Below are 22,740 nucleotides of genomic sequence, written 5' to 3' on the forward strand. Positions count from 1 at the left end.
CTGATTTATCAACAAGTCAAAACAGGAACAACTCTTATCGTTGAAGATAATTGCTTCGATTATTGCAAATGTGGTGGACTTAAACGGTGTGGTTTCTGTTTGGGTGGTCTTTACATACAATATTCCGCCTTATTACGTGTCAGTCAGAATCTCTATGAAAGTTATTAAATTGAGATTAAAATTAAGGATTCAGACTAAAATGCTTTTGCATATTGTAAATTAGCAGTAAAAAACATTTCCTCTATATTATTTCGCCTTCCAAAATGAAAGAAACACACGCTCCTATACCATTAAATGAAAAAGAGAGACTCCAAGCACTGCTCGACTACAATATATTAGATACTTTATCTGAGGAATATTTTGATAATATTACACAGTTAGCTTCTCACATCTGTCAAACTCCGATTGCCTCAATTTCGTTAATCGATGATAAACGACAGTGGTTCAAATCCCGTATTGGCTTAGCGGAATCCGAAACGCCGAAAGAAATTTCATTTTGTCAATATGCCATCATGGGAAATGATATTTTTGAAGTACCAAATGCTCTCGAAGATGAAAGGTTCCAAAACAATCCGTTGGTAACTGGCAGCCCTGATATCCGTTTTTATGCGGGAGCTCCTCTCACTTCTCCCGATGGTTTTAATATTGGCACTTTGTGCGTCATTGATAATATGCCCAAATTATTAGATGATGAACAAAAAAAGGCACTTTCTACGCTAGCCAAGAGTGTAATTGCTCAGTTAGAATTGAAGAAAAAGAACCTTGAATTAAAAAATGAGGTAGATAACCTAGCAAAAAAAGCCTTAGAAACAATTACCCATGAGTTAAATAGTTATAAATCAGCTTTAGACCTAACTTCGAGTGTTGTTATTACTGATAAAAATGGTATTATCACTTTTGTGAACGATGCCGCTTGTAATATATCAAAATATTCAAAGGAGGAATTGATTGGACAAAATATTAGAATCTTCAATTCGGGCTTTCATCCCAAAGAATTTTTCATCGATTTATGGCAGACAATTACCGCTGGTCTTGTCTGGAAAAAAGAAGTAAAAAATAAGACGAAAGATGTTAAGTCTTATTGGGCAGATACTACTATTGTGCCATTTGTGGACGAAAAAGGTAAGCCTGACAGGTATGTATCCATCAGTCAAAATATATCAAAACAAAAAATATCAGAAAATAAACTACAACAGTTTTTCAACATCTCGCAAGATTATTTGTGTGTGATCAATACCGCAGGCTATTTTGAGAATTTAAGCCCTACTTTTTCCCGAGAGTTGGGCTTTTCAGATGAAGAACTGACCTCAAAGCCTTTCTTGCACTTTGTTCACCAAGATGATATTGATTCATCCCAAAAAGAAATTGACAAATTGGCTCAAGGCATCAATACTATCCATTTTGAAGCAAGATTTAAGTGTAAAGGGGGGGGTAATTATAAATTACTAAGTTGGAATGCTTCCTATGATAAAGAAATGGGTTTATTATATGCCACTGCCAGAGATATTACGCTCAGTAAAAAAATTAATGAAGAAAATAAACGACTTTCACTTGTAGCCAAAGGTACTGACAACATTATTATAATGACTGATAAGTACCGTCGAATTGAATGGGTCAATGAGCCTTTCGTAACATTGACGGGTTATTCTTTGGAGGAGGTGATTGGCAAAAAACCAGGAAAAATTCTTCAATATGAAGAAACTGACAAAAATACAATTTTGCAAATCAGAGAAGCTCTAAATAAGGAAACCTCATTTAAGGGAGAAATAAAAAATAGAAGTAAATCGGGTAGAAAGTATTGGCTTGAAATTAGTATCAGTCCTATTTTTAATGATAAACATGAACTCATAAACTTCATAGCTATCGAGTCGGATATAACCGAAAAAAAACGAAAAGACTTAAATATTGCTAATTTAATGGCCTCTCAAAATGCCATTTTCAACGGAGTTAGCTATTCAGTTATTTTTACGGATGTAAACGGTATTATCAAGCGAATCAATAAAGTAGGTTTAGAAATGTTGGAATATACCGCCGAAGAACTTATCAATAAACTGACTCCTATTGATTTTCATGACCCTGCCGAAATCGCAAAACGTGCGGCAGAGCTAACTGCGGAATTGGGTCAAGAGGTGAAGCCGGGTCTTGAGGTTTTTGTAGCAAAAATCAAAGAAAACGATTCCGCTGATTCTCATGAATGGACATATATTTCCAAATCAGGTAGAAGAATTCCTGTTTGGTTGAGCTTTACTTGTATTAGAAATACGGATGGCAATATTTTGGGTTATTTGGGAGTTGCAGAGGATTACACAATCAAAAAACAAGCTGAATTAGACCTAATCAATGCCAAAAACCTTGCCGAACAAGCTGTTTACGCAAAAGATAGCTTTTTGGCAAATATGAGTCATGAAATACGCACGCCTTTAAATGCCATTATTGGTTTTACGGAACTTATCTCTCAAAGCAATTTGGATTCAACTCAACGGGAGTTTATTAGTAATATCCAGATGGCAGGAGATAATTTACTTCATATCATTAATGATATTTTAGATTTATCAAAAATTGAATCAGGACAATTGGTGATTGAATCTTACCCGTTCAATATAAAAGCTACTTTGAAGCACATTTATGAATTATTAAAAGTAAAGACCGCTAAAAATAACCTTGACTTTAGTTTATTATTAGATGCCGATATGCCTGAATTTGTGGTAGGAGACAAAGGCCGTCTCAATCAAATAATGATGAATTTGGTAGGAAACGCAGTAAAGTTCACGAAAGAAGGCGAAGTAACGATATCGGTAAAGAAGGTTGATGAAACCGATAGCCACGTTACGCTAAAATTTTCGGTGAAAGATACAGGTATTGGTATTCCAGCTGATAAATTATCATTAATTTTTGAAAGATTCACCCAAGCTGAAGCCAGCACAACACGCACATTTGGTGGTACTGGCTTAGGCTTAAACATTGTTAAGCAATTGGTCGAATTACAAAACGGTCAAATTCAGGTCAAAAGTACATTAGGACAAGGCTCTGACTTTTATTTTTCTTTAATATTTCCCAAAGTTGAATCATCGTACAAAGACGCCAGCATTGAAAATGATTCTAATAAAAAATCTAGCCGAAAACTATCAATATTACTTTGTGAAGACAACGAACTAAATCAACGCTTGGCCAAAACCATTATTCAAAAATTTGGTTTCGATTTAGATATTGCCGTCAATGGTGAAGAAGGATTAAAATTATTGTCGAAAAACCATTACGATCTTATTCTAATGGACCTTCAAATGCCAGTAAAAGATGGCTATCAGACAACTATTCACATTCGTAATGTCCTAAAATTAGAAATTCCAATCATTGCCATGACCGCACATTCACTGGTTGGTGAGCAACAAAAATGTTTCGAAATTGGCATGAATGCCTACGTGGCAAAACCATTCAAACAGCAAGAGTTATTGAATAAAATATATGAAGTCGTTGAAACAGGAAATAAAAATCCAATTGAGAATGCCATTGAAAATCAATCATTATCAACTGAAACAAGAAACAAAAAAAGTATCGACTTTTCATACTTTGAATCATTAGGTGAAGCTGAAAACGAGAGTTTGAAGAAAGAAATGGTGGAAATATTCATTGATAAAGTACCAAATGACTTGAGTTTGCTCGAAAAAGCGATTGAGCAAAAAGCCTATAACGACATCCAAGGAATTGCACACGATATGCAATCTTCACTTTCAATGTTTAGATTAATGAATGAGGTTGAATACCTAGAAAAAGTAGAAAAAGGTGCAAAAAACGAAAGCCTTACCCATGAATTAACACACGAGTTCGTGACATTTAAGCAAGAAGTTAATGATGTAATTGATTTGTTGAAACGAATTAAGAGTACTTTTTAAACTGTACGCTATACCTGTGATGGTTCAAGACATACGCTACAGTTAGGTCGGTTTTAGAATTCTTAAAATAGTTACACTTCACAATTACTATTTTTTTTAGTATTTTGGCTGAAAACCAAAAACTTATGAATCAGGCAGAACGAGATATTTTGCTTAGGCAAAAATGGATTGACACCTACCTTTCCTGTGGTTCTGTTAGCCAAACCGCTCGTAAGTATGGCATTGCTCGAAGTACCTTACAAAGATGGCTAAAACGCTTTACTATTAACGGTAAAAATGGGTTGTTTGAGAAATCTAAACGCCCACTTAAATTAGCTTCTCAAAAGACAAATGATGAAATTGAAAATCTTGTTTTACTAATTCGTCAAGAGTTTAGGTATGGTAAAATACGGATTTGCTCGCAGCTTTTGAGAGAATACAATGTAAAATTGTCCGCTCCACGATTGGCCGAATTTTGCATAAAAATGAGGTAAAACCACTAAATAAGTATCGAAAGAATGGCTCTTTCATTAGATATGCAAAGGAAATTCCAGGAGAAAGAGTCCAGATGGATGTTTGTAAAATAACTACTGGACGCTATCAATATACAGCCATTGAAGATTGTAGCAGATTTAGAGTTTTAGCCTTATATACTCGTCGAACAGCAAAAAACTCTATTAATTTTTTAGAGCGAGTCGTTGAACAAATGACTTCTGGCGGCGTTCCGCTTCCAATTCAGCGAGTGCAGACTGATAGAGGGCAGGAGTTTTTTGCCTATTCATTTCAAGAGAAACTAAAAGAATATTGCATTAAGTTTCGTCCTATAAAACCTTGTTCTCCACATCTAAATGGAAAAGTAGAACGAAGTCAACAGACTGATTTACAAGAATTTTACTATGAAATGGATTTAACGGATAAAAAATTGCCGCTCTTAGTAGAAGAATGGCAGTTTCATTATAACTGGTATCGTCCTCATAGCTCTTTAAATAATAAAACACCGATGGATGTTGTTGTTGAAAAGTCAGCATTAACACCATTTTGGGAGGATATAGAAGCCAAGTATGATGAATCGAAAGAAAAAATTTGTATTCAGTCTTATAAAAAAGAAAAAAACTCATTGCATCTAAGTAACTACACTAAAGCTGAAGTTATTCCTAAAAATATTTTACATGAAAAATGCAATTTTTTCTCTATCAGTAATCTGTAGCGTTTCTATTGAACCACGACATATTATCACAAGCCAAATACATCTTTACCTAACTAAGAGCATCAAATTTATCCATATTTGCTGAAAGGTATGAAGATTACAAAATCTAATCAGGTATGGGCAACAGACATAACATATCTACCGATGGCGAAAGGATTTATGTATTTCATAGCAATAGTTGATTTGTATTCTCGAAAGGTTTTAACTTGGTCTGTTAGTAATACAATGGAAGCAGAGTGGTGTGCAGAAGTCTTAAAAGAAGCAGTTGAGCGATTTGGTAAACCAGAAATTTTCAACACAGACCAAGGGTCTCAATTTACATCAAATATCTTTACACAGGTTCTCAAAGATAACCAAGTCCAGATTTCGATGGATGGTAAAGGTAGAGCCATTGATAATATTTTCGTGGAAAGAATTTGGAAAAGTGTCAAATATGAAGATATTTACCTAAAATCTTATCAGAATGGAACAGAGTTGCAAAAGGGATTAGAAAAATACTTTGATTTTTATAATCAAGAGCATTTTCACCAAAGTTTAAACTATCAAACACCTGATAAATTTTTTTCGCAAGCAGCCTGACTTATCCACTTGTCCACACTTATTAACAAAAGAAAAAAAAGCAAAAAAAGAAAATTTTACAACAACAACATTAATAATACTGTCTAAACTATTGGGTACATCTTAATTGGCTATGTCTTAATATTATCGCAGTGGCGATATGTTTTGTAAGAAAAGTAAATCTTTAATTAATGCTAGACAAGTTCTTTGAATAATTATTTATTTTCAAGAATTCTTCCCTTTTTTATTGATTTTTCAATTTTTTATATTCCCCTAAAAATCAACCGCTTCACCAAAAATAATTTTATATACCCTTTTGACTTGGTACCTTTTAATAATTTTTTTTCTTGTAATTGTCTTATCAACCTAATTTTCCATGTTTTTAATCCTCAATTGTTGAAATTCCAATATTGGGAAAAAAATTTCTATTTTTGGATATGCTTCTTTTTTGAATAGTATTTTTTTCTAATTTTTATTAAAATATTTTAAAAATATTCTAATGAATTCGATTTAAGGTGTTGCAAATCTACATGTGAGCTTTTAAAATGAAAAAGTACCCTAAGCTTATTATTGCTTTTATACGAATTTTGGCTTGAAAAATATATTTCACTGGTGTGTTTTCTTGTAAATATTTGATAGTCAATTATTTGTATTGAGTGTTTATACTTTGAAAATGAGATTTTGAAATTCAGTCAAAAAGAATAAAAAACTTTGTTTGAATTGAGTTAGAATATTTTCTTTTCACTCAACAAAAAATATTGTTAGAAATCATTGTTAGAAATTCCTTTTCCTCAGATTTAGGAGCTTATTTCTTCGCTTTTTGTGAGCTGACTTCTACTGATTTTTGGCCTTGGCATATTTATTGAGCCCATACCATTTAATTATTAAATACCAAAAGTTTTATATACTTTTTTTATCTACTGTTATAGTTAAATCTCAAATCGTTCCTTTATTAAAAAGGACAATCTCAATCCCCTCTCTTTTAGCTTTTTCCATCGTCTTTGTACTTTCAGGTTGTTTGAAGACCGACTTAGAAAGACAGGTTGTTGCATCTTCTCCAAAGTTGTTTTCTAGCGATGTAGTTATTCCAGCTGATTTTAACTGGTCAACTACTAAGACAATGGATTTCAAGGTAGCTGTTGATGATAAATTCAGTGGTAAATACTTTTACCGTGTGGAATTATATGACAATGATCCAATGCTTGGTACACAAGCAAATTTGCTTAGTGCTGGTGTTGCCAAAAAAGGTCAAGATTTTACAGGTAAAATCGTAGTTCCAACTATGTTGAACTATATTTACGTTAGAAGAATATCTCCGACAAAAGTTCCTTTTGTTACAATGATTCCAGTTGAAAGTTTAGGCAATTTGAGCATTTCACTCAATGGATCTATCAGTACTGGTATGGAAAGTGTAAGAGTTGCTACAGATTTATCTAAATCTAATACGTTGGCTCCTATGTTTGCTTATTCAGTGGCTGATTACGCAGTTCCAGCTGGTGCGATTGAAATTAAAGCTAATGATAAGAATGTTAAAATTGAATCTAACAAGACTTATGTTGTGAAAGCTGGTGTTTCTTTCAAAGGTAATATTGACCTTAATAATGGTACAAGCAACGTAAAAGTTTACATTGATGGCGAATGGAATGATTCAAATAATGCTCTTGTTGTTGGTGGTAATAATACTTTAATTATAACCGAAAACGGTTCGATTAAAATTAACAAATTGACTCAAAATACAGGTGGTACTTTTATTAATTGTGGCAAAGCTGAGTTTGATAACATGACAACATCAAACGAATCAACCTACAGTAACTATGGTACGCTCAAAGCAAAGAAGGCTGTATTTACTAATGCAAGTCTAAAGAACTATGGAACTATAACATTTGAAGATCTTACAAGTACTACTACTTCTACTTTGATTAGAAATGAAGGCTCTATGTATGTTGAAAAAGGGCTTTTAACTAATTCAACATTAGAAACGTTGTGTTATATCAAAATCAAAGATCTTTTAACAAATGGTGCTAAAATCAAGATTGAAGGAGGTGGTATGCTGAGTGTTGACACTTATCAAAGTGGTGGTACTGAATTCAATTTACTCGCGAATGCTATCTTAGAGGTAACTGAAATTGTTAAATTCACAAGTAATAGTAATGTAATGAAAGGACCTGCTTCATCTGGTAGAGCATTAGCAAGAATGAAGAAAGTTGATGTAAAAGGTCAATGGAATGCTATTACTTACTCAGGAAATCTCGAGATTGCTTGTTCAGACCATACTCCAAATGAGCAATGGAAAACATATTATGTAATCAACAGCCCTGCAACGATTGTTCCTTTTGATAAATCAACTGTGGTTATACCTGGCACTACTTGTAATGGTGGTGGAAACAAAGGCCCTGGCGATGATAAGCCAGAAGACCAAGTTGTAACAGAAGTTAATCTTGGAACTTATTCTTATGCTTTTGAAGATAACTGGCCACAATTAGGTGATTATGACCTGAATGACGTTGTAGTTGATATGAATGTGGTTAAATTCCAAAATACTTCAAATAAAGTAACAAAAGTTGTATTGAAAGGAAAATTAAGAGCGGCTGGTGCCTTAAAACGTCTGGCAGTGGCAGTTCAATTAGATGGTATCTTAGCAAATTCAGTAAGTAAAGTTACCTATTCACGTGCAGACTTAGTAGGCTCTCTTTTAAAATTAGGAGCTAATGGCGTTGAAACTGGACAAAAATTTGCGGTTGCTACTATTGCTGATGATGTACACAAGGCATTTGGTTTGAATAATGTTGGATTTGTAAATACACAAACTAATAATTATGCACCAGTTGATGTGGTTATTACAATTGAATTTACAACTCCTCTTGATAGTTTCACATTCCAAACATTAAATATGTTTATCGTAAATTATAATTCTGCTGGAAATGACAGAGGAGAAGTTCACTTAGTTGGATATAAAGGAACTGACAAAATTGACGCGTTGAAGATTGCTAATTCTACAGGTAGTTTATTGTCAAACACAGACCCTTTCAAATCAATCAATAACGAGCCTTGGGGATTAATCATTCCATCTTCATTTGTTTATCCTCCAGAAACAAAAAATATCAAAACATTTTATACGAAATTCCAAAGCTGGGCAACTAGTGGCGGTACAGTTGACACCAATTGGTATCTTCAGTAATTAATTTGATTCTAAAAGTAGCCTACTCTAAAGTAGGCTACTTTTTTTGAAACTATTTGTTCAGATAAAGTGATGTAACAGATAATTGAAGGTGAAAGCGTATGCTACCCCCAATAAATCTTAAAATTTCCTATCATTGAAAACGCATTACATTTTTGTTTAAATTTGAGTTATTATCAGTTGCTTCGGAGGAGAAATCTAAAAAAAGAAAAATCGAATTTCAATTTGGATACTTTTTCAAGTAGTAGTCAGAATTAGTTGTAACCACTCTACGACCTTTCGTTTTGACTAATAAACCTTCTTTTTTAATAAATAATGTATATTATCTCGACCCATTTTAATGAAATGGGAAGACAGAAAAAGCTTTAAAAGCTCATATAAGTTTGCCGTACCAATATATGATTTACATTTTTTTATTTCTTTGTAAATCCCTGATTATCATATATTTATATTATATATGTCAAGTCTTTTTAGTAGCATATGACCTGTTATATAAATTTACTTATGTTAAACAAAACAAACTAAATCTTCTATTCAAACAGACTATTCATAGTAATTTCGTTATCTATTTCAGAACTGTTATAAAAACTTTTATCTATTCCATACGTGGTAATCATCGTATTAAAAACACTACATTTTGTACCACTCAATTCTTTGAATAAACTTCGTTTTTCTCGTAGATTGTTCGCTAATTTTTCATTGAATCTTATAGTTCCATTATAAAACTTTATTTCGCATAGATTTATCGCATTATCAGCTCTACTTATGAGCATGTCTATCTGAAATCCTCGTATTGTATCATTTCCTTTTTTATAAAAACTATTGACAGATGTCTGTATTCCAGAAATACCCAAACACTTTTTGATTGCTTCTGCATGTTTTATACAAATGGTTTCAAAAGCATACCCCTGCCATGTCTGATAGATACTTGAAGTCGTCTGAAATTTCAACCAATCTTCAATAGTACCATACTTTTTTCCATCAATAAAATGTAAATAAAAACGACTGTATTCATCGGCTAAACGATAAATCACATCTTTTTTCTGATTGAACAAAGGTTGAATTTTCATGATGAAAGAACTTTCTTCCAAATCTTCTAATATTCGATTTAGACTTCCTCCATCTGCAAGTTTACTAATTTGAGCAATTTCTGTTCGAGTAAGTCCGCTCCATTTTTGTGCTAAAGCTCTGATTACAGCAACATGGTTTTGGTAATTATCAAACAATGACGCATAAACATCCTCAAACTCGGTGCGAAGTAAACCTGTTTTGGAAAAACAAATTCTGTGAATAGCTTGTGCTGCCGACTCACCAGCTTTTAACTGGCTCAAGTATAACGGCACTCCCCCCATACACATGTAAATTTGCAGTATATCATAGTCAGAAATACCTTTATTGATAGTTTTAATAAATGTCTTTGTCTCAGAAAGGGTAAATGGTTCAAGATGTATCCTTTGTGTGACACGATTATGTAACCCGCCTCGATGCTGAATTATCTTTCTGACCATCCACGAAGTTGCCGAGCCGCTGATTACCACTAATAAGTTTTGCGTCGAAGCCCAATCATTCCACCAATAACCAAACTCCTCTAAAAAACCTGATTTCTTGTGGTCTATCCACGGAAATTCATCAAAAAATAAAACTTTCCTTCTCTTTGTCTTACGTAGCCCTAATAAATATTTCTTTAATAATGAGAATGCTTCATGCCAATTTTTAGGCTGAAAAGCATCTATTGGTTCTTTTGAAAAATCTGATAGTTTTTCGGCAAACTTTTTCAGTTGATTAGCCCTATTGGCGTGTTGAGTTCCTGTAAATTTAAAAACAAAATTATCTACATAAACATTATTAATTAAAAAGGTCTTCCCTACCCTTCTTCTGCCTGTAACCATCAATAAATCAGCATTTTGTGATTCTAAAAGTTGATTCATCTCTTTCTGCTCTCCTATTCTACCAATAATCATTCCGATAAATTTTAATGTGTAAATATACAAATACAAACTCAATAAGCAAATTATACTTGGCGGAATCTAATGTAAAATAAACATATTCCGCCAAATATAATACCAAACAATACATCCAAATACAAGTATTGGAAAAATTATAAGCAATCAAAAATAAGCTAAAAGCATTTAAGTAGATATAAGTTTACAGTTTTCAAGGTCCGAAAAATTGAGTAAAAGATTCTTTTATATAAATTGCAGTTTCAATAATATATTAATTAAAATAAATATGAATCAAAATTATTTTTATTTAACACTATTTGAGTATTTAGATAAAGTCAAGCCAATTATAACAGATAATAACTCAGAAGAAGAATTGTTAGAGTTCATCCAACAACGAGTTCAATTAGCTGAAAAAGAATTTGAACTGCATAGAAGAAAAGGCATTGATGTATTGGCTGCTCAAGAAATTGCTCAAGAAATATTATTCGAAGGTTTGATGTCAGAGGAAGAAACATTTCTAAGAGATTTAATTGAGAAAAGCTTATCAGACCTAAATAAAACTATGAGTGAAGGTAAAGAATTGAACACTTTAATAAAACAACTTCTACCCTTATATCATGTATTAAAAACTAACGCTGAAATACCCTACACGCAAATAAAGCATGAACTGATAACCAAAATAGACAACCTAATCCTTTCAAATGGCTTTTAATCAAAAAAACACACTTCTTCAAAATATTAAAGCTGTTGAATTGGCTTTCCAACTAAATAAAAATAATCAAAATCTAACTTCTGAACAGATTCAACTACTCCAATCCTATGCGGGATTCGGTGGTATAAAAGCAATACTAAATCCGATTTTCGATGATGGTGCATGGAAAACACAAGTTGATATTGAATTACGACCATTACTCCAACAGTTTTACCAAATTATTTATGAAAATGTTGGAGAAACACAATTCCAAGAATATTATAACAGCCTCAAAGCGAGTGTACTGACCAGTTTTTATACCCCATCACCTATTACTTTAGAAATTGGTAAAGCGTTAAAGGACACAGGCCTACAATCATCAAAATTTCTCGACCCTTCCGCAGGTATTGGGCAATTTCAACAGTCATTTATTGATGCGGGATTGAAACATCAAGATAGTTTGATGTTTGAAAAAGATTTATTAGCTGGTTTGATATTATCAGCTCTTTATGGAAAAAATCAAGTAAGGAATCAAGGTTTTGAAGAAATTAGCTCAAGATATACCAATCATTTTGAAATTGTCTCATCAAATATTCCGTTTGGAGATTTGAATGTTTGGGATGCAAGCTTTATCAATGATAAAACTAAAAGAATTTCTTGTAAAGCCATTCATAATTATTTTTTCTACAAAGCAATTGATATAACGCAAGAAGGTGGAGTTATTGCATTCATTACATCAAATGGGGTAATGAACTCCCCTACCAACGACCCAATTAGGCAATATTTAATGCGAAAAAGTGATTTAGTTTCTGCCGTTCGTTTTCCACACAACCTGTTTAGTGAAAATGCAGGAACAAGTGTTGGTAGTGATTTGATAATTCTACAAAAGAACACACTAAAAACAACATTGACGGACAAAGAAAGAAGTTTTGTCAGAAATATTAGAAACGGAGAAATAGTAAGTAATGATTATTATACTAAAAATGACAATATCATTTTTACAAAACAAAAAATAGATACCGACCAATATGGAAAAACTGCAATAATTTATCATCATGAGGCGGGCGTTTCTGGGATAGCAGACAAAATGACTGCTATACTGAAACGAGACTTTAGTGAACATTTTAAGTTAGAGAACTTCCAGAATAGTAAAGTAAAAACGCCCATTTTCATACAAAATGATTTGTTTTCAGAATTATACAATCAATCAATTCCTTTTACTCAGCCATTAAAAAATCATTATCGAGTTGGCACTCTCATAGAACAAAATGATAGAGTCGGAAAAATTACAAGCATTGATTTTTCAAACAATACGGCTAATTTTTTGCAAGTCGATTATTCAAAATTAGAGGAAAATAAAGTAAAAAATTACCTTCTTATAAGGGATACATATATCAATCTTTTTGATTACGAAAAGGAATATTCGGAAGAGAATCATCAACTAAGAGATAATCTGAATGAATTATACAATGAATTTTATGAAAAATTTGGTAATCTAAACGTCAAAGAAAATGTAGGACTGATATTAACGGATTTTCATGGCAAAGAAATTTTAACACTTGAACGTGCAAAAAATGGGGAATTCATAAAGGCTGATATTTTTACAGAACCCGTTTCTTTCTCTAAAGTACAAATTGAAAACTTCAACGCAGATGAAGCACTAATTGCTTCTCTTAATAAATTGGGAAATGTGAATCTTGAATACATGTCAAGCATTTCAAAAAAAAGCAAAGAACAACTTATCAATGACCTCCAAAATAAAATATTCTATAACCCTATCGATAAGAATTTTGAAATCAAAGACAAATTTTTGTCTGGAGATATTGTCACAAAGCTTCAGGCATTTAAAAATTTATCCGAATCATTACCCAGTAGTCAGTTTATCAAAGATTCTATCTTATTCTTAGAGGAAAATCAACCAACTAAAATTCCTTTTGAATTATTGGATTTCAATTTTGGTGAGCGATGGATTCCTACAAAAATATATTCCGATTATGCGACAAATCTTTTCAATACTCGTATTGTTGTCAATTATTCATCTTCATCTGACGAATTTTCTGTAAAGAGTCCTTATAATAGTTCTAATGCACTAATCAGCTCACAGTTTGCCGTGCAAAGTCAAAGTCGATTGTATGACGGTATTTCATTGATGAACTATGCACTTTTAAATACAAGTCCCGAGATTACAAAGAATATTTTTATAGATGGGAAGGAAATAAAAGTAAAGGATAGTGAAGCGATTCGACTGGCAAATAGTAAAATTGATGCTATAAGAGAGTCTTTTATCGAATGGCTAAATAGACAAGATGACCAATTCAAGGACAACTTAGCAGAACTTTATAATCAAAAATTTAATTGCTATATCAAGCCTCAATATGATGGTTCTCACCAGAAATTTACAGATTTAAATTATCGGAATTTGGGTATAACAGACCTCTATAAATCACAAAAAGATGCGGTTTGGATGTTGTTGCAGAATGAAGGTGGGGTCGCCGACCATGAAGTAGGTTCGGGCAAAACATTGATTATGTGTGTAACCGCCTATGAAATGAAGCGATTAGGCTTGGCTAATAAACCACTTATTATAGGCTTGAAAGCCAATGTTCACCAAATAGCAGAGACTTTTCGTTCTGCATATCCTGATGCTAAACTACTCTACCCTGGACAACAAGACTTTACACCTGAAAACAGAATAAAATTATTTAATGACATAAAGAATAACTCATGGGATTGTATAATCCTTACTCATGACCAATTTGGTAAAATTCCGCAATCTCCACTCATTCAAAAGCAAATTTTAGGAGAGGAATTACGCAATTTAGAATTAGATTTAGATGTTTTGAGAAGTCAAGGCAAAGAAGTTTCAAAATCACTTTTAAAAGGTTTAGAAAAACGCAAAGAAAACCTAAGTTCTAATTTAAAAAATATCGAGTATCAAATAAACCAGAAAAAAGATAATATAACCGACTTTCAAGCAATAGGCATCGACCATATATTTATTGATGAAAGCCATCGTTTTAAAAATCTGACCTTCACTACTCGTCATAATCGTGTGGCAGGATTGGGAAATATTGATGGAAGCCAACGCTCGCTGAATCTACTTTACGCCATACGAACGATACAAGAACGAAAAGGAAAAGACTTGTGTGCAACTTTTCTTTCAGGTACAACTATTTCTAATTCGTTGACCGAACTTTATCTAATTTTCAAATATCTACGTCCAAGAGCTTTAGAAAAGCAAAACATTGTCAATTTCGACGCTTGGGCATCTGTCTATGCCAAAAAGACTACTGATTTTGAGTTTTCGGTTACAAATAAAATTATTCAGAAAGAGCGATTTAGGTATTTTATTAAAGTACCTGAGCTGGCCATGTTTTATAATCAAATTACTGATTATAGAACAGCTCAAATGATAGGTATTGATAGGCCGATGGCTCAACAAATTTTGGTGAGCATCCCTCCCACCCCACAACAAGAAATTTTCATTCAAAAACTAATGAAATTCTCAGAAACTGGCGATGCTACTTTACTTGGGCGTTCTCCGTTGGTAGGAGCTGAAGAAAATGCCAAAATGTTGATAGCAACAAACTATGCAAAAAAAATGGCGGTTGATATGAGATTAATAAGTCCACAATATGAAGACCATCCTAACAATAAACTTTCACAGTGTGCGAAAAGACTTTTCAAACACTACCAAGAAACCAATCCACATTTAGGAACTCAGTTGGTATTTTCAGATATTGGCACATACAAACCCGCTACTTGGAACATCTATTCTGAATTAAAAAGAAAATTGGTAGATGAATATGGATTAAAACCATCAGAAATTAGATTCGTACAAGAGTTTACCAGTAATTTACAACGAGAAAAACTCTTTGAAGACGTAAATTCAGGTAAAGTACGTATTTTGATGGGTTCAACAGAAACTATGGGTACAGGCGTGAACGTTCAGAAAAGGATTGTCGCAATGCACCATTTGGATATTCCTTGGAAACCATCAGAATTTGACCAAAGGGTTGGTCGAGGCTCTCGAAAGGGTAATGTGATTGCCAAAGAGCATTACGGTAATACTGTAAAAAACTATATTTATGCTGTTGAAAAAAGTTTGGACAATTACAAATTTAACCTACTTCAAAATAAATCGCTGTTTATATCACAAATAAAAAACAGTAATATGGCCACTCGAAGAATTGATGAGGGCTCATTAGATGAACAAAATGGAATGAACTTTAACGAATACATTGCCATCTTGTCGGGAAATACTGATTTATTAGAAAAAGCAAAAATTGAGAAAAAAATTGGATCGCTTGAAGCTGAAAAACAATCCTATTTGAAAGATATTGCCAATAATCGAAACAAATTAGATGCTCTACTGAACAATAACGATAAAACAGAAAAAATTCTAAGCTCCTTGTATAAGGATTTTGAGAAACTTCAATCAAATTCAAAATTTGATGAAATGGGTAATCGTTTAAATTTATTCAACCTAAAAACGATTGATACCTCAAATCCTGAAGAGATTGGCAAATATTTAATTAGAATTAGCAAAACGCTTGATACAAAAGGGAACTCAGTAAGTATTGGAAATATCTATGGATTTGATATTCAGGTCAGAACAGAATTATATTTTAACGACTTTGGCAGACAAAAAGACAATCTATTTATTGTCAAATCTGATAATTTGAGCTATCGCCACAACAACGGTATCATACTAACAGAAAACCCTAAAACCGCAATTAAACAATTCATAAATTCATTAGAAAAAATACCTTCACTGATTGACGATAACCAAAAAAGGCTTGCTCGATTAGGTGGTGAAATTAAAATTTTGCAAGATTATGTCAATAGCAAATGGTCAAAAGAAAGTGATTTGAAGGCTCTAAAATCAGAATTAAAATTAGTTGAAAAACGAATTGAAAGTTCAATGGAAGTTGCCAGTAAGGAAATAAAGAATGAAGAAAAGCCCAAGCTCCAAAGTACAATTTCTTCAAAAAAAGCAATAAGAATTTAAAGAATAAGGGGCAAGTTCCTTTGCCCCTTTTAACTTTAATTGAAAGAAATTTCAGCCAACATTACAAAAAATACTACTCCCTCAAAATCCTGATTTACTGAAAAAATAAAATCAAAAGTTGTTTTCTCACCATTCCAAATTACTGATTTTTCATTGATAATAGGTTGTACAAATCCGTGTGTGCCAATTTTCATATTGAATACATTTTTTTTTAGTTGGCATGGAAAAATGCCTGCGGTTAGTTTTTTAATCATTAAGAAAGCTTTTAAAAGGAAGTTGTACTGCAAAATTTTTACCATTTATTTACTCATATTTATAAAATCCAAATCATTATTATTAAATTCAAATTTGCTTCTAATTTCCAAAGGTTTCTCCATTGACATTGATTATTTCTTAAAGCCTTTTGCTTTGGTATTTTTCAATTTTATACCCACTTCTCCCCTATTCTTGCTTAAACTTTGGTCTATTTTTGCCAAATCTATTTCTGCTTGATGATTACCCCGTGCTGTTGCTAATAAATCTGCAAGAAATGGCTTATCAAAATTTGATTCAAAACTTTTAGGATTATTTTCTTTAAGTTTACTAAGCATATTTTCATAACTATAGGTTTGTCCTAAATCTGAACCAAGTATATATTTATGGTTAAAATCGTCTTTCACAAACTTCAATTCTCTCCTACCCACTTTAGCAATCATATAAATTTGATATTGATTTTCAGCTAATTTCGACTTTAATTCATCAAAACTTTTTGTGTGTATTAATACTTTATCTATTACTTGTTTGAGTTTAGCGAGTTCCGAATTTTCCAATTGTTCATTCTCAAAAGTACCTTTTATCCTTTTCTCTAAATTACCAAGTGAATAGGGTTTACCCAAATCACTTCCTTTGATTCTGATTCTCTTATCTGGTAAAATAAAGGTTATCCCCCTACCCTTTTCTACGCTAACACCATTTTGATTTAATATTTTTTCTAATTCATCAACTGATTTAATTTTATGTAAGTTTTCATCTATCAACACTCTTAAAAATACTGAATATTGATTTTTTAGTTCTTTTGTTTTTCCATCTATCAGGTTTTGCCTCTGGGCTTCAAGTGGTTTTAATCCATATTTTTCTTCCATTTTTCGACAAAACTGATGGGTTTTTATAAAATTATTAGAGGTTTTTACAGCTTTTCCACCATCTAAATTTACTCTACTGGCTATAATATGAAAATGATGATGTTCTTTATCATAATGTCTAAAAGCAATCATTTGCTTTTCATAAAATCCAAACTCTAAGCTAAAATCAACTATAATTTTTTCTAAAAGATTATTGCTTGGATTTTCTTCCTTCGGAAACGAAAAACTTTGATGCCAAAAAGATTGCTTGCAATTCGGATTCAGTACTGCCACCTCCGTAAATTGAGTTGCAATATCTGATAGATTCAACTCGCCATTGAAATCTTTTTTTACTTGCAGGTTCTGCGAGAAAATATACTCACCTCGTATATTTTTCTTTTTTGAGGTTGAATTTTCAAAATAACAATAGTTTAATAACCCTCTTATATTTCCGCCTGTTGTCGTTTTTCCAATCATAACTACTGGTAATAATTCGTATGCTGCCTTTTTAAATCAAGCAATAGTGATTTCAGTTTTATGAACTCTCTCCCACTGCTCAAATCTTCTTCTGAAATACAGGTTATTTGGTCAATCACTATATCAAGGGTCTGCAAAAATTGCGGATTCATTATTTCGTGTAAAATAAATTTTTCAGCTGTTCGCACCGAATTAAAAATTCTGTTTTCTGCCTCTTGAAATTTAATTTTAAGTATTTCATCTGCTTTTACCTTTAAAGCCAATAATTTTAATAATCCAGATATTTTCTTTATTTCATTCAATTCTTTCCTAATTTCATAAGGTAACATTCTAAACTTGGGATGTTTTTCAAGTTTGTCAAAAACCAAATTTCGAGCATATTCACTCTCACTCAAATTCAACTTTGTAGCGTTTGCATTGATTTGTTTTTTTTCATCAAGTGTTAAATGAATGATAATTGACGCACTCTTTTTCTCAGTCGTCAATTTTGGTCTTCCACCTTTATTTGTTTTCATGTTTTCTTTTATCATTCATTCTATGAGGTAACACCGAATAGCAAGCAGTTTTTTGACTCAAAAAACATAGCTTGCTATTGCTCCACACAGCCTTTTTATACTTAGGTATTTGTTCTACGATTCAAAATTATTGATGAAAAAACAGATTCACGGTCAAAATAGTCCTCTTTTTAAGGTTTATTTAAACATGAACTATGAGTTATTTAATCACCATTTAAGAATTATTGAATCTTAAAAAAATATCATTGAATAATATTTTAAATTTGCAATTTGTTAGATTTTAAAACATATATTTGAATCCAAATCATGGTTGTTACTCGAAAATACTTAATCTGGGCATTAGAAAAGAATATTAAAACCAAGAATTATCTTTTATACTGGTTTTTCCAAGACTTGATAGATTCTGCATTATCAAGTGCATTGGTTCAAAAGAAAATCTCCGATGAGTTGAATTGTGCCATTAAGAAATCTCAAATCGAAACCATCAGATACAGGATTCCTTCCAACAAATTGAAGGCATTTAAAAGACTCATTGTCATCGAGAAAGAAAAAGAAATCTTTGCTCATGAAACTATCACTGAGCAAGAAATAACAACTTTTACAGACCCTTTTAAACAAAAACAAGAAAACGAAAGCTCTTTTATCAAACTTATCAAATAATCATTATTTATGGCAAAAAAAAGCATTCATTTTATTATTCAATCCAAAGGTGGCGTAGGAAAATCATTTTTAACTTATCTTATTGCCTTAAAAAATCAATTTAACGATAGTGTGGCATTTTTCGATTTAGATTCTTCAACAGAAACATCGGTCAATCAACTGAAATTTCTGAAAGAAAAAAGTAGGGTTTATAAAATTTCGCTATTAGACGAACGAAAGAAAATCATTAGAGATAGGCTACTGACAATAATAAAAAAAATCACTCAAATTTCAGAAATCCAAGATTTTTATTTAGACTTTGGAGCTCCAGAAAGCGAACAACTCCCAGCCCTATTCAGCCTTGATTTCAAAACCGAGGCATTACAAAAATTTGCCAATCAAATAGATGCAGAATTTATTTTTCATGTTGTTATCGCTGGAAACACAGCTTATGTTGCTTCAATGGAATATATTCAAACGGTCATTCAAACTCTTTCGGGTAGTTTTAAAATCATTGCTCATGCCAACGAAAATAGTTTTTATGGGTTTACTGATATTTTTGAAGAAGCCAAAAAGTATTGTGAAAAACAAAAAGTGGATTTTAAACCATTCGGTGATATTGACACACAAAGCCACGTAGGAAACCAAATCCTAAATTTGATTCGTCAAGGGGTAGGAATCGAAGATTATGATATTTTAGAACAGCTTAAAATTGAGGAGGAATTTGAAAAGCTATGAACCCAGATTTTTTAAACAGAGTTAGTCGTAATTTTGAGGATAATTACGGTGTAAAATTAGGAAAAAGCGGTGCATTATTTCTATCTATTTTAATTCAAAATGGGAAAGAAAACAATGAAAATATAAAATTAGCAACAGAACAAATTAAAGAAAATATTGTTTCAAAACCCATTCATTTCAAAGACTCTAAGCAGGCTTTTTTTTTCGGGTTGGGTATTACTGCACCTTTTTTCTTCTTGATAATTGCATTTCTACTTGTCCTTTTTCTCTCCTAAATTAATTAAAAAGGGCTTCTATGTATGTTTTCAGTGAAGCCACTTTTAAACTATATTCTCCGAATTATTCCCATCTTTTCAGCTTGCGAAAGCGTGATTTGAACCCTGTAATCAACCCCTATTTCTTCATTGGGATTTTGCCTTATCTCTCTCCAAACATCAACTAACTGATTTTTTAATAACCACCGACCACTTATTTCAACCCTAATATCGTCTAATTTAGCTTTGGCAACCTTCGACCGCATCTTCTTTAAAACGATTTCTTTTAGTTCTTCCTCTGTTGGCTCTTTCGGAGTTGCCAATTCTTCACTTTGTTTTGATAAAAGTTCTGTTTGCTCTACAATCATTTTAGCCGTAATTGGCTTTTTGGTTGTAAGACTTTCTTCTACTACCGCTCGCCAAACCTGAAATCGAAGCGTAACAGGAATTTGTGTCAGAGCATTTGCGTGCGATTCTTTGGTAGGCAGTAAATTTGATTTGTCGGAAATTTCCGACAAATTATTTTCTGACAATTGATTGACTACTTCGGCGGCCCCCATAAGCTCATAAGCTCGTTGTCTTTTTAGTTGCCAACGCTCTTTACAATAAGCCTCAAAGGTCGTAAAACTACCTCGATAAAGTTTATTATTTCTAATCTCAAATAGTGCATTACCTACTTCTATAAATGTCTTTAAGCCTTTATCTATGACCTCTTCACATATCGTCAATCTTTCATTTTCCTCATTACTTAATGATGAGATTTCTGTTACCCCCTCATCAATTACAGCTAATTGCGTGAGCGGCTCAGCGTGCAAATCACGTAATAAATCGTTACTAAAACTTTTCTTTGCCATAATATTTTGCTTCAATTTAAATTTGGGTTTGTAGTAAAACTTCCTCACAAAGGCTTTCAAAATCTTTTGCTCCCCTCGATTCGGGTGCATACTCAAATACACTCAGAGCAAAAGCTGTACATTCCATCAACGAAACATCTTGTCGAATTTGGGTTTTGTAAAGTTTCACATTCGGGTCTGAGAGTAATTTACTGTGTACCATTTGCCCAAACTTGGTGCGAACATCAAACTTATTGAGCAGTATGCCTCCCAGTTCAATTTTAGGATTCATTCGTTTTTTTATTTTTGCACATAACTGCAAGATTTCATCTAAGCCAACATAAGCAAAGTTTTCGCCTTGCATTGGCACAATAAAAAAATCGCTGGCAACCAAAGCATTGACAGTCAAAGAGCCTAAACTTGGGGGACAGTCAATCAGCACGAAATCGTAATTTTGCCCCTCTAACTGTTCCTGCAAGAAATAGCCACTATCAGGCTCTGCATTGATACGGTACTCGTAACTGAGCAATTGGCGGCTCGCTGGAATAATATCGAAATTTTGTTTTTTAATCAGAGCAGACTCGAAATCAGTTTCTCCAACTAATAACTCTCCAATATGTTTTGCTGTTTTGCTTGCTCCTGCCGCAACACTCAGGTTGCACTGGGCATCTAAATCTATCAACAATACTTTATTCCCTTTTCGACTTAGAGCAGCACTAAGGTTGAGTGTGGTGGTGGTCTTGCCTGTTCCGCCTTTGTTGTTTGTAATTGAGATTACTTTCATTGAATAAATTTTAGGATTTTTCTTTGCTCAAAAATACAGATTTTAGGAGATAATGTATAATAAAATCAATGAAAAAGGTCTTGATTTTGAAAAATAAAAGGCAAAAAAATAAAAAAATATTATTCATTAATATTTTTTATAAAAATTTACCTATATTTGCAGCATATTAGTAAGAAAATGAGAATGTTGATAGCAATAAGTACAATTTTATTAAAACAATTTCAGCCAATAATTTCATTGAGTAATTATGTCATTTTATCGGTTATTCTCTCAATTATCATTCTTCTGTTCTTGGAGGTAAAAAGTAAAGGTTTAGATAAAATTGAAACCAAAAAGGCCGAATCAATGCCTCTGAAAAATCCCAGTAATATGAATATTATGGGAGAAAATAAAGATGCTACTTTCTTTGGTTTGCACCGAAACGAACCCAAAAATGTAGAAAGACAATCAACATTCCAAAATGAGATTAAAGTACCCTTTCAAACAATAGAAATAAAAGAAGAAAGGCAAGTTGTGAAATCGACTTCGGGTTTTCATGTGGATGGAGAATTACCTAATTTAGATGATTTGACCGACCAAGATTTCAATATTATTATTTTTGAAGATGAAATTGAGGATGATTATTACGAAAAGGAATCATTGGATATTCTCGAAATAAAAAAGAAGTTTGATTCAGGGGAATCTTTGACAGATGATGAACAAACTATCTTAGATACTTTTTTTAGGACCGAAGAGCAGTGGAAAGATTCTGCTCAAATAATTATAGAAAAAGAAAAAACAACCAATATTGATTTCGAGCCAAAATCTGAGCAATTGGAAAATATGATACCCATTGAAAACAATCTTTGTAAACAAAATTTTAACTACCCACTAAATCAAAATGTACAGTTTAACGAAGAGTTTGAATCAAAATTAATTTTTGATGAGTATCTGAATTAGCAAT

The 22,740-nt window shown here is 32.4% G+C and carries 16 protein-coding genes and 1 pseudogene; 11 read left to right on the plus strand and 6 right to left on the minus strand.

Annotated features, from left to right (window positions below; translation table 11 throughout):
- The first annotated feature begins 263 nt into the window (after positions 1-263).
- From EMTOL_RS22020 to EMTOL_RS20585, 5 genes and pseudogenes are all read left to right on the plus strand, one after another.
- Positions 264-3,890: a PAS domain S-box protein gene (locus EMTOL_RS22020; RefSeq protein ID WP_015026317.1), complete on the plus strand. Its 3,627-nt coding sequence runs from the start codon at positions 264-266 to the stop codon at positions 3,888-3,890.
- Between the two features lie 125 nt (positions 3,891-4,015).
- Positions 4,016-4,363 carry a helix-turn-helix domain-containing protein gene (locus tag EMTOL_RS22545; RefSeq protein WP_305953315.1) on the plus strand — a complete coding sequence of 116 codons (348 nt, stop codon included), beginning with the start codon at positions 4,016-4,018 and terminating at the stop codon, positions 4,361-4,363.
- On the plus strand, positions 4,345-5,076 hold the full coding sequence (locus EMTOL_RS22550; RefSeq protein WP_305953316.1) for an integrase core domain-containing protein: 732 nt from the start codon (positions 4,345-4,347) through the stop codon (positions 5,074-5,076). Before EMTOL_RS22545 ends, EMTOL_RS22550 begins: the two co-directional genes overlap by 19 nt.
- Positions 5,077-5,133: 57 nt before the next feature.
- Positions 5,134-5,655, plus strand: a pseudogene (locus EMTOL_RS20575) (IS3 family transposase); the annotation flags it as partial.
- A 997-nt stretch (positions 5,656-6,652) separates the two neighbouring features.
- Positions 6,653-8,812, plus strand: coding sequence for an LruC domain-containing protein (locus EMTOL_RS20585; RefSeq protein ID WP_305953317.1), 2,160 nt, complete (start codon positions 6,653-6,655; stop codon positions 8,810-8,812).
- A gap of 530 nt (positions 8,813-9,342) precedes the next feature.
- Here the strand turns inward: EMTOL_RS20585 and EMTOL_RS20590 are convergent.
- Positions 9,343-10,740 (minus strand): AAA family ATPase, encoded by a 1,398-nt coding sequence (locus EMTOL_RS20590; protein WP_340230176.1) that lies wholly within the window; start codon positions 10,738-10,740, stop codon positions 9,343-9,345.
- Between the two features lie 301 nt (positions 10,741-11,041).
- On the opposite strand from EMTOL_RS20590, the gene EMTOL_RS20595 reads away from it, so the two are divergent.
- Positions 11,042-11,467 (plus strand): DUF1896 family protein, encoded by a 426-nt coding sequence (locus EMTOL_RS20595; protein ID WP_015026320.1) that lies wholly within the window; start codon positions 11,042-11,044, stop codon positions 11,465-11,467.
- Positions 11,457-16,457: a helicase-like domain-containing protein gene (locus EMTOL_RS20600; protein WP_015026321.1), complete on the plus strand. Its 5,001-nt coding sequence runs from the start codon at positions 11,457-11,459 to the stop codon at positions 16,455-16,457. Before EMTOL_RS20595 ends, EMTOL_RS20600 begins: the two co-directional genes overlap by 11 nt.
- Before the next feature lie 35 nt (positions 16,458-16,492).
- On the opposite strand, the gene EMTOL_RS20605 is transcribed toward EMTOL_RS20600, so the two are convergent.
- The 3 genes from EMTOL_RS20605 to EMTOL_RS20615 form a co-directional block, all read right to left on the minus strand.
- Positions 16,493-16,711 carry a hypothetical protein gene (locus EMTOL_RS20605; protein WP_305953318.1) on the minus strand — a complete coding sequence of 73 codons (219 nt, stop codon included), beginning with the start codon at positions 16,709-16,711 and terminating at the stop codon, positions 16,493-16,495.
- 132 nt (positions 16,712-16,843) lie between these two features.
- On the minus strand, positions 16,844-18,034 hold the full coding sequence (locus EMTOL_RS22025; protein WP_015026323.1) for a relaxase/mobilization nuclease domain-containing protein: 1,191 nt from the start codon (positions 18,032-18,034) through the stop codon (positions 16,844-16,846).
- Positions 18,035-18,036: 2 nt separating this feature from the next.
- Positions 18,037-18,549 carry a plasmid mobilization protein gene (locus EMTOL_RS20615; protein ID WP_015026324.1) on the minus strand — a complete coding sequence of 171 codons (513 nt, stop codon included), beginning with the start codon at positions 18,547-18,549 and terminating at the stop codon, positions 18,037-18,039.
- A 306-nt stretch (positions 18,550-18,855) separates the two neighbouring features.
- On the opposite strand from EMTOL_RS20615, the gene EMTOL_RS20620 reads away from it, so the two are divergent.
- The 3 genes from EMTOL_RS20620 to EMTOL_RS20630 are packed head-to-tail and all read left to right on the plus strand — an operon-like array spanning position 18,856 to position 20,201.
- Entirely contained in the window at positions 18,856-19,209 is a 354-nt protein-coding gene (locus EMTOL_RS20620; RefSeq protein WP_015026325.1) for a hypothetical protein, read from the plus strand.
- Between the two features lie 9 nt (positions 19,210-19,218).
- A complete protein-coding gene (locus EMTOL_RS20625) occupies positions 19,219-19,926 on the plus strand; it encodes a P-loop NTPase family protein (protein ID WP_015026326.1) in 708 nt (235 codons plus the stop codon).
- The gene (locus EMTOL_RS20630) at positions 19,923-20,201 is read left to right on the plus strand and encodes a hypothetical protein (protein ID WP_015026327.1); all 279 of its coding nucleotides are present in this window, start codon (positions 19,923-19,925) and stop codon (positions 20,199-20,201) included. Before EMTOL_RS20625 ends, EMTOL_RS20630 begins: the two co-directional genes overlap by 4 nt.
- A gap of 50 nt (positions 20,202-20,251) precedes the next feature.
- Here the strand turns inward: EMTOL_RS20630 and EMTOL_RS22030 are convergent, their stop codons facing one another.
- The gene (locus tag EMTOL_RS22030; RefSeq protein WP_015026328.1) at positions 20,252-21,034 is read right to left on the minus strand and encodes a hypothetical protein; all 783 of its coding nucleotides are present in this window, start codon (positions 21,032-21,034) and stop codon (positions 20,252-20,254) included.
- A 16-nt stretch (positions 21,035-21,050) separates the two neighbouring features.
- A complete protein-coding gene (locus tag EMTOL_RS20640; protein WP_015026329.1) occupies positions 21,051-21,797 on the minus strand; it encodes a ParA family protein in 747 nt (248 codons plus the stop codon).
- Between the two features lie 177 nt (positions 21,798-21,974).
- Between EMTOL_RS20640 and EMTOL_RS20645 the strand changes: the two genes are divergently transcribed.
- Entirely contained in the window at positions 21,975-22,736 is a 762-nt protein-coding gene (locus tag EMTOL_RS20645) for a hypothetical protein (protein WP_015026330.1), read from the plus strand.
- The last annotated feature ends 4 nt before the right edge of the window (positions 22,737-22,740 follow it).

It is taken from the genome of Emticicia oligotrophica DSM 17448, assembly GCF_000263195.1.
GTDB lineage: Bacteria > Bacteroidota > Bacteroidia > Cytophagales > Spirosomataceae > Emticicia > Emticicia oligotrophica.